This window comes from Wandonia sp. (assembly GCF_984588085.1).
In genome coordinates, this window is record NZ_CFIGVI010000010.1 from 12,134 (window position 1) to 22,198 (window position 10,065).

9 protein-coding genes are annotated in these 10,065 nt (G+C 35.6%); 8 read left to right on the plus strand and 1 reads right to left on the minus strand.

Going from position 1 to position 10,065, the window contains the following annotated elements:
- The first annotated feature begins 113 nt into the window (after positions 1-113).
- From AC4PL9_RS05715 to AC4PL9_RS05735, 5 genes are all read left to right on the plus strand, one after another.
- Complete coding sequence (locus AC4PL9_RS05715) at positions 114-2,162, plus strand: tetratricopeptide repeat-containing sensor histidine kinase (RefSeq protein WP_491603810.1); 2,049 nt, start codon at positions 114-116, stop codon at positions 2,160-2,162.
- Positions 2,140-2,760, plus strand: coding sequence for a response regulator transcription factor (locus AC4PL9_RS05720; protein WP_491603811.1), 621 nt, complete (start codon positions 2,140-2,142; stop codon positions 2,758-2,760). The genes AC4PL9_RS05715 and AC4PL9_RS05720 overlap by 23 nt, the downstream gene beginning before the upstream one ends.
- 205 nt (positions 2,761-2,965) lie before the next feature.
- Entirely contained in the window at positions 2,966-5,569 is a 2,604-nt protein-coding gene (locus AC4PL9_RS05725; RefSeq protein WP_491603812.1) for a DUF2341 domain-containing protein, read from the plus strand.
- 253 nt (positions 5,570-5,822) lie between these two features.
- Complete coding sequence (locus AC4PL9_RS05730) at positions 5,823-6,995, plus strand: thioredoxin family protein (protein WP_491603813.1); 1,173 nt, start codon at positions 5,823-5,825, stop codon at positions 6,993-6,995.
- A gap of 60 nt (positions 6,996-7,055) precedes the next feature.
- Positions 7,056-7,655, plus strand: coding sequence for a Crp/Fnr family transcriptional regulator (locus AC4PL9_RS05735; protein WP_491603814.1), 600 nt, complete (start codon positions 7,056-7,058; stop codon positions 7,653-7,655).
- On the opposite strand, the gene AC4PL9_RS05740 is transcribed toward AC4PL9_RS05735, so the two are convergent.
- Entirely contained in the window at positions 7,611-8,306 is a 696-nt protein-coding gene (locus AC4PL9_RS05740) for a DUF4386 domain-containing protein (RefSeq protein WP_491603815.1), read from the minus strand. The genes AC4PL9_RS05735 and AC4PL9_RS05740 overlap by 45 nt on opposite strands.
- Positions 8,307-8,436: 130 nt before the next feature.
- Here AC4PL9_RS05740 and AC4PL9_RS05745 point away from each other — a divergent pair, with 130 nt between their 5' ends.
- The 3 genes from AC4PL9_RS05745 to AC4PL9_RS05755 form a co-directional block, all read left to right on the plus strand.
- Positions 8,437-8,985: a Crp/Fnr family transcriptional regulator gene (locus AC4PL9_RS05745; RefSeq protein ID WP_491603816.1), complete on the plus strand. Its 549-nt coding sequence runs from the start codon at positions 8,437-8,439 to the stop codon at positions 8,983-8,985.
- Between the two features lie 42 nt (positions 8,986-9,027).
- Positions 9,028-9,609 carry a DinB family protein gene (locus AC4PL9_RS05750; protein ID WP_491603817.1) on the plus strand — a complete coding sequence of 194 codons (582 nt, stop codon included), beginning with the start codon at positions 9,028-9,030 and terminating at the stop codon, positions 9,607-9,609.
- Positions 9,610-9,676: 67 nt separating this feature from the next.
- The coding region (locus AC4PL9_RS05755) for an acyl-CoA thioesterase (protein WP_491603818.1) at positions 9,677-10,065 on the plus strand (389 nt) is incomplete at its 3' end.

Genomic DNA, 10,065 nt, shown 5'->3' on the forward strand with positions numbered 1-10,065 from the left:
CACCACCTACTCTGCCTCACTTCCTGAAAATCAAATAGGATGCAACATCTCATCCTAGAACTATAATTCGATGGGTTCAGGTAAAGGCTTTCTTTTTTTAGTAGATTTACAAAATGAGAAAGAGCTTCTTGTTCTCCATCCTTCTTGCCTTGAACTGTTGGGGACAAAAAGACGAAATAAATCGTATTAAATCCAGATTAGCAGAAACCAACAGAGATGCCTACAAAATAGATCTGTTACTTAAAATATCTGAAATATATGCTTTAGATAACATTGACAGTAATCTTTACTATAAAAAAGAAGCCTTATCAATTAGTGAAAAAAGTAATTTGAAAACGACTCCATTTATCGTTAGCGAAACAATAAAAGTTATTTCTGCAACCAATGATTTTAATGCCGTAATTAGATTTGGGAATCAATATTTCCACAAATTCGAAGAGCAAAAATTCATCTATGACCACTTACTTATTGGTAGTGAAATGGGATATGCATATCATGCCCTGGGAAAAATAGATTCCGCATCTTATTATCATGAGTATGTCATTACCCACTTAAATAAAAAAAACAAAAAAGAACGAGTCCTACTTGTTAAAACCCTTCGAAAACGAGCTTCATCATATCTGGCAGTTTCAAAATACAATAAGGCCATTATTGATTTGGAAGATGCCATTCAGCTAGTAGACTCCTCCAATTACTACGACATATATAGCATATATATAACAATAGCAAATACCTATACCCAATTTGGAGACTATGAGAAAGCTCTTCACAACTTCAATAATGCTTCCGCTTTTGTCGATAAAACAGATGGCTTTTTGCCAAAAATGCATATTCTTTATTCCTACGCATCTTTTTACAGGCGATTCGGAAAATATGAAAAAGCCAATGAATATGCGCTACAAGGCCTAAGCCTTGCGAAAGCAAATAAGCATCTTTATGCAGAAATGATTCTGAAATCAATCTTAGCAAAAACGTATATTGATCTAAATCAGTTTAACGCTGCTCACCCTCATCTTAAAGATGTCATTAAGTACGGCCAACAATTTCAGACGGATGAAATTGTAGCCGTAGCTGAATATGATCTGGGGACAGTAGCCAACCAAAATAAAAACTATATCACTGCAATCTCCTACTGTAAAAATGCATGGAAATACCTCGAAAGTACGTCCCTATTTATGGATAAAGCAAGTACGTGCAATTGCTTATCAGATGCCTATAATGGATTAGGGAATTACAAAAAAGCACTCGATTACTATAAAAAAGCTGTAGCATTTGAGGATAGTATAAATAGTGAAGAACAAATCAAAAAGACCTATCAATTACAAAGTAAATACGACCTTGAAAAAAAAGAAACTATCCACAAAACAGAACAACAACAACAAAAATTAATTGCTACTCAAAAATTAAAAAATAAAAACCAACTAGTTGCAGGTGTTAGTATTGTTTCCGTGTTAGGTGTTGCTTTTGGCTTTTTAATGTTCCAAATTAAACAACGAAAAAGAGAAACAGAAGTAGTGATTCAAAGAGAAAAAGAACAAGAAAAGTTCTCCCAACAATTATTACAGTCTCAAGAAGAAGAAAAAGTACGAATTTCCCGAGAATTGCACGACTCTGTCGGACAGGATTTAATTCTCCTCAAAAACCAGGCTCAATCCAGCCATAATAAGGAATTAGAATCAAATATCAGTTCAACGCTGAATAACCTCAGAAGAATCACACAAGGTTTACACCCTTTTGTTTTGGAGCGTTTTGGGTTAACCTCAGCTTTAAAAAAACTGCTTAAAATCATTGATCAGAATAGTTCTGTTTTTATTTCAGATGAAATTGATGAAATTGATAACTTATTAACTACACAACAAGAATTACATGTCTATAGAATTGTTCAGGAAGCTATTAATAATATTCTGAAACATTCCGAATCTCCTTCAGCTTTGATTACTGCCGAGAAACAAGAACAGTATATTGCTGTATCTATTAAAGATTATGGGAAAGGATTTGATTGGAGCAAAAAATCGACTTTGAAAAACTCATTGGGAATGAAAACACTTCAGGAAAGAGCTAAAATTCTGAATGCAGAGTTCTCTATTAAATCTACCAAAAAAAAAGGAACCTCTATTTACTTAAAAATACCTATTACAAATGCCTACAATAGTTCTCGCTGATGATCACCCGTTACTTCTGGAGGGGCTCTACAATCAACTTTTAAACCTAGGTTTCGATAAGTTATATAAAGCGTCAAACGGAGAAACTGCTCTCCAATTGATTATTGAAAAAAATCCGGATATTGCTATTCTAGATATTGAAATGCCCATTATAGATGGGTTATCAATCACTAAGCATTGTGAAAGTAGCAAGACAAAGTTTATTATACTATCCTATTATAAAGAAGCCGAATTTATAGCAAGAGCAAAAGCATTAAACATCTCGGGATACATCTTGAAAGAAGATACTCTAATTGAAATAGAAAATTGTATTGACGCTATTTTAAATGGAAAAGAATACTACAGTTCCGTTTTTGAAACAATTAACATAAAAAACGCCAACTCCACTCTTGACTTACTTAAAACTCTTTCCCCTTCTGAGTTAAAAATTTTAAAACTAATTGCTCTGGGGTCTAGTAGCAAAGACATTTCCAATCAACTCTTCATTTCCGAACGAACCGTAGAGAAACATAGAAGTAATATTATCCTCAAACTTAACCTAAGAGGAAAAACAAACAGTCTTTTCGAATGGGTCATTGAAAATAAAAACTTGTTTTAGCTTTCTATAACAGGTTGTAACTTACAAATAAATGTAAAATACGTGGTAACACGTATTGTGAGAAGACTTGCCTACCTATACTTTTGCCTCATAATTTATAAAATGAAGCTCTTTTAAAAACTCGGGAATCTATCGAATGAGAAAACCTGAAAAAATGAACGTAAATAAAACAACAACTACCTCACTAACATTAAAAATTATAATTATGAAACTTGAAAAGTTATTTTCAAAAAAGAAATATGCTTTTGTAAAAAGAACCGCTTTAGCCCTTCTTTTAAGTTGTATTGTTACCACAATAACAGCCCAAACAACAATACAAATTGGCTCAAGCATGAGTAATTCAGGAGTTGTACCTATACGTACTGATTTGGATTACTCATACACGCAACAAATTTATACCGCCACAGAACTTATAGATGCCGGTGCAACCGGACCAACTACAATTCATAAACTAAGGTTCTATCTCTCCAATTCATCGACCGAAAACAGCACCGATTGGACAATTTATATGGGAAATACGACCCGAACAGAATTTAGCTCTAATGCTGACTGGGAACCTATTGTCAACTTAACAACCAATTACACAGGAACTGTTAATTCTACTGCTTCAGGTAATTGGGTAGAAATTACTTTAGATGTTCCATTTGATTGGAATGGAGTAGATAACATTATTCTTGCAATAAACCAAAATGAGCCAGGGTTCAGTGCATCTAATAGTAGTTGGCAGGTTTCCTTAAAAGAAGAAAATCGATCTATTTACTATTTCAGTAGTTCAATAAATGTAGATCCAACATCTCCTCCGGATGCAGCCGGAATTTTCAATAAAGTCAATAACATTCAATTTGAAATTCCATCAACACCCCAACTCACTTGCTTACATGCCTGGGAAAAGAAAACTCCAGTTTCAATCAATAATATGTTAGGTGATAAACTTACAAATTATGAAATGCGGTTAGTTATAGACACAGAAACACCAATCGCCTCAGGTGATATGCTTCCAGATGGAAGTGATTTACGATTTACTTCGGATGAATGTTGTAATGAATTGTGTTATTATATTGAATCCGGTATCAATACAGACACAACGGTTGTTTGGGTAAACATTCCGCTGATTGATTCTAATGCGATAACAGATATATATATGTTTTATGGAAACCCTATTGCTGCTCCGGCATCTGACGAAGCTTGTACCTTCACGTTTTATGAAGGTTTTGAAGACTCAATCACTAATTTTCAGGATCTCTGTGGAACGACTACGGAGGCTTCCATAACAGAAGGAAATTATCACCTTGCCTGGTTATCTGAAGCAACAGTAGGTTCAACTATGATATTCCCCGCCTCAGACACATACACCGCTGAAGTAAAGGTTAATAATACAACCGGACATTGGCCCGGACTGTATTGGACTAAAACAGTGACTAAAAAAGGTTACGGAATAGTAGTTTCACCTAATTCCGTCAAGGTTTCAGAATCCGGTAATTTAGGTTCCGGATGGTGTTCCGGTCACAATTGGATCTCCCCTCTCTTTCCTTATTCAAGTTCGGCGGGTATATGGAGTTTGACATGGGTAGAAACAGGAAATATACAAGGAAGTTTCCCCGAAATTGGTGCTCTAAATTCAACATCTAGTTCACACACTAAAGATGAAGGATTGATTTTAATGCTAGGTGGAATTGCTTCGGGCGCAGGATCTATTGATGTAGATTGGATTCGTGTAAGAAAATACGCTGAAATACCACCTGTCTATTCAATCGGAACACCTGTACCATTCAACCCCGGACCGGAATTAAATCTGGAGAACTCCTTAACTGCCTGTGAAGAAATAACAATAGATGCCGGTATAGGATATGTTACTTATGCATGGAGTACAGGTGGTACATCACAAACTGAAAACATAGGTGCTTCGGATACCGTTTCAATAGTTGTAACAGATAGCGAAACTTGTTTTCAGATTGATACAATTGTATTAACAATTGGAGAAGTGCACAATATACTAGTAGAAGACACTCTCTGTTCAGGAACTGATTATACATTTCCTGATGGTACAATTGCAACAAATATTTCAAATACATTAACACAAACAAGTCATTTGGTAACGTATTTGGGGTGCGATAGTCTAATTTTCACCTCTTTATCCGTTTTTGATCAACCTTTACTATTAGATCTGGGAAGTGACCTCGATTCATGTGAAGATTCTGTTGTTATTGATGCAGGAGACGGGTTTGTCTCTTACGAGTGGAATAATGGATCCTTTTTACAGACAGATACAGCACTAATAAGTGGGAATTATAGCGTTACAGTAACCGATAATTTTGGTTGCGAACAAACAGACGAACTATATGTATCAATCACCTCACTGGACAATAGTGTGTCAGTAAGTGGAATCACATTGACTTCGAACGAGATTAATGCTTCTCATCAATGGATCGACTGCGATAATGATAATCTACCGATACAAGGTGAAATCAATCAACTATATACACCAGCAGAAAATGGGAATTACGCCGTAATCGTAACAAACGGAACATGCCGTGACACTTCAGACTGCATCGCGATAAACAGTGTTGGTCTAAGTGATTTATACGCTACCTATGGTGTAAGAGTATATCCTAACCCCTCAAACGGAAAGGTTTACCTCGAATTCGATCAAATTAATCCCTCAATAGAATTTCGAATTTTTGATCTGTTAGGGAAAGAGGTAATGACATTTACACCATGGAATAAAAAAATGGAAATCAATTTAGATGTGCAACCCGGGAATTATTTCATCCATTACGGAAAGGGTGTACAAAAACTAATAATTAAATAACGAAAAAAATTTAATCCTAAAAATGACGTTTGTTTTGTCCGGATTGGTTTACAAAAGCTCCGCATTACTGCGGAGCTTTTGATTTAAGTTTGTTTACTTTTGCTCTTATATACTAACCCAAAAAACCTTTATTCCTCTCAAAACAATAACCGGTTTTAGTTTTTACTAGAAAAATAGGCGTATATTTCTTACTTGTTTAGGCGATATTAGTATCATCTACTTTAGTGTGTAAAAACAGAGTAAAACTCAGACCATGAAAAAAATCTTATTTCTACTCTCTCTTCTATTTTTCTGTTCACGTGGAGCTACACAAGATTTAATCACAATTAATCAGGACTTTAACAAAGCTCTTTCCTTAGCAGCCCAAGAAGACAAAATGGTTTTCATCGATTTTTACACAACCTGGTGTGCTCCCTGCAAAAAACTGGAAAATCTGGTGTTCCAAAATGATTCAATTAAAAATATTCTGAAAAAGGATTTTATACTACTGAAATATAATGCTGAAGATGATTCCGTTTATAATTTGTCAAAAAAACATCACATCAGCAGCTACCCAACGGGGCTTATTCTCAATAAAAAAGGCTATGTTGTAAATAGATCGTATGGTTTTTCGGGAGAGAATTTTCAGTCACTCAGCGCAAGTGTAATAGAGTTTACAAAGGAAAGTTCTGCGTTAAACGCAGAAAATAAAATAGTCAAAGGATACTCCAACACAATAGATATTACCAAATATCCACAGTTTTATATAGACTATATCAACAGAACCAATACTAAAATTCAGGCATCTGTAGTAAACGAATACTGGAGAAGTCAAAAAGATGTCCTTTCTGAAGAATACTTCTCGACCCTACTCTATTTTGCAAATGAAGCAGCAGATCCAATTGCTGAAAATGCGTTGGCTAACAAAGCCAGCTATATCGAACTGTATGGAACAACTGATGTAGAAACCTTGATGTATTTTCTTACAGCGGGTAAATTTAAACGGGCCATATCAGAAAAAGATCAACTAAAATATGACGAAGCCGTTCACTTTACAAGAAAGGCTTTGTCTGAAGAATGGATTGATGATGTAGTAGCTTCTTTTGAACGAAAATTTCTCATAGCACAAGACAAATGGGAGCAAGTTTTTACGTTGTACGAAAAACAAAAAAAGGAGGGAGAACTTAGTAATGGTGCCATTAATCATTTTTGCTGGGATATTTATAAAAAATGTAACGATCCACAGGTTATTAATAAATGCCTCATCTGGATGAAACAGGTTACTGAAGAAGAACCCTTTTATGCCTATTTAGATACATATGCTTTCCTGCTGTATAAATCTGGGAATAAAACGGAGACCAAAAGAATAGCACAATTAGCAATAGAAGCCGCCAAAAAAGAAAATGAAAGCACAAAAAATCTGGAGGCACTACTAAAAAAACTCTGAAAGGAACCGGTACATGTAAACGAGCTGCTTTACATCGGGATGTTTTATACATTTACATACATGAACAAAGATCAATTAGCTAAAGAAAATCTGAAACAGTTTCTCTCCGGATTTCCCAATCTGGATAGTTCAATGATTTCCCAACTCGCTGAGATAATTCAGGTAATAGCTCCTACTAAAGGAACGATGCTTATGCAGGAAGGCACTGTTCCAGATGCCTGTTACTTTGTTCTGAAAGGTCTTGTACGACAATATCAAATCATAGATGGAACCGAACGGACGACAGAGTTTTATACAGAATCCCATGGAACTGTCTCTTCTATCCATTATACGGAAAGAACTCCTTCCTCATTCTACCTGGAATGTATGGAAGACTGTCTATTGATTGTAGGAGACCGGGAAACCGATCCGGTTCATTTTGAAAAATTTCCTGCCCTGGTAGAAATTACCAAACAAATGCTCGAAAACGATCTGAATAAAATCAAAGAAAATTATTCCCAATTTATTCTCTCTTCCCCTCTGGAGCGATATGAACACTTTTTGAAAACGCGACCTGACGTACACAATCGCGTTCCCTTACATCAAATAGCCAGTTATTTAGGTATGACTCCCGAATCACTCAGCAGAATCAGAAAGCGCAGGGTTTCTCCCGGGAAGTAATTTTTTTCCGCCTTTTACAATCAACCAGATTGCCAGTCCAAGTTCTCCTAATACCATCGGCAAAAGAAAAACAACTTCTACACGTTCCCGTAGCTGTTCATAGTTTGGAATAAAAAGATCTGCTGTATTACTTATCACATAACCTATCCCCGCTGCGAACAGGAATATACCAATCCCTTTTTGAACGGTGTTTTTCTCACAAACCAACCCTGCCAAATACAAAAGATGAACCCCGAAAATAATCAAACCCAATTGCCAAATCGACTGAAAGCTCTGCAAAAGCTTATATACCTCCTGCCCGTCAAAGATAAACTGCGCCCTGATCAACTGTATAATTGCAATCCCTAAAATCAACGAATAAATAAATCGAAGCCCTCCCATGACCATCGCTCTCCGATTATTCTTTTCCTTATAAAACCGATAGAGTCCCCAGCTGACAAGTAGATCGCAAAGTAATATAACACCCCACCCGATACTTCCCCACAAAAATTTTGCGCGCATTTCAGGCAACACTTCTATAAGCTGTTCACTATTCATCTTAAAAACAGGAGCATACACTCCCCCCATAACCATACCCGCAACAATCGTCATTATCACCAGTGAAATCCCCGAAACCATTCCGAACTGTCTTTGTGTTATTTTATTCTTCATAACAAGTCATTATTTCTTGTTGCAAATCTATAATGGCCTTGCTAAAAAGAATCTTGACGAAAGTCAATAAATGCTCCCTATTCAATCAATCATGCAACCCTAATTGAAAATACAAGGTATAAGTATACAAATGAACCCTATCAAAGAATTATACGATCGACTGGAAAGTCAGAATGCGTGGAACAAAACAATCCTCCTAAAAAGAAATAAACTTCTGAAAGTTGCAGGGACAGTTGACACCAATTTATATTACATTCTATCCGGAAGTCTTAAAATTTACTTCATCAGTGACAGTGAAGAGCATATCGTACGATTCGGATACCAAAACAATTTTATTACATCTTTAGATAGTTTTATAACTGAATCCCCTTCCGAATTTTATATTCAGGCAATAAAGCAAACTCAACTAAAAAGTATCTCCAAACCCGATTACCTGAACTTCATAAATCAGGATGCAGGCAACAAACGCCTTTGGGACACTATACTGGAACAGTTGGTCTTACAACAACTTGAACGCGAAAAAGACATTTTAATAACCTCTCCCCAAAAGCGGTTTAAAAGAGTGTTCGAAAGAAGTCCTCAACTATTTCAGGAAATTCCCAATAAACATATCGCATCCTATCTTAGAATGTCCCCCGAAACACTTTCCCGACTCAAAAGTCTTGATTTCAATCAATAAATAGTTTTTTGTAAATCCGGAATTTTGTAAAAAGGAAAAATTATGAATGCAATAACTCTTCTGGATGAACTAAGCGCGATCACCAAAGATAACCTAAGACAGGTTCAGTCATTGAAAAAACTAAGTTTAGACGAATTGAATTTCAAACCGGATACTGAAAGCTGGAGTGTTCTTGAATGCATAGAACACCTTAATCGTTATGGTAACTTTTATATTCCCGAAATCAGGAAAAGGATAGCTCAATCTAATTATAAAACTTCCCCCGTATTCAAATACGGTTGGTTAGGTAACTATTTTGTTCAGAGTATGCTTCCCAAAGAAAAATTGAACAAAATGAAAACATTTAAATCAATGAATCCTAACAACAGTAAGCTTGATAGCGAAATTTTAGATACATTCATTCTCCAACAGGAAGCACTATTAGATCTTTTGAATCTGGCAAGAAATACTGACTTAACCCGGGTTAAAACAGCAATTTCAATAACCCGATGGATAAAGTTAAAATTAGGAGATACCTTCCGTGTAGTTATCTATCATAACCTTCGTCATATCATACAGGCTAAAAATGTGTTAGAACGCATCCCTCAAAATCAGTCAGTAGTAAATAGTGTGAATTGCTCATAAATACATTTAGTAATCGTATTTTTGGAAAACGAGCCATAGTGAATTGATTCAAAAAATAGAAGGGAAAATGGAAAATACAGTTTTCGAATACGACATTGTCATAAAGGAATTTCATTTAGACACGTTTGGACACGTAAATAACGCAACCTATCTTCAAATCTATGAGGAAGCCCGTTGGCAATTTATCACCGAAAGAGGATATGGACTCAAAAAAATAAAAAAAACAGGATTGGGTCCTGTTATTCTTGAAATAAAAATTCGATTTATAAAGGAGTTGCGGCTTCGCGAAAAAATAACTATCCATTCACAAACGGGAGAATACGGTTCGAAAGTAGGAACTATTAAACAATGGATTACAGATAGTGAAGGAAACATCTGTTCAGATGTTGAAATGAAAGTAGGGTTGTTTGACACACGGGAAAGAAAGCTGGTTGAACCTACAGAAGACTGGTTGAA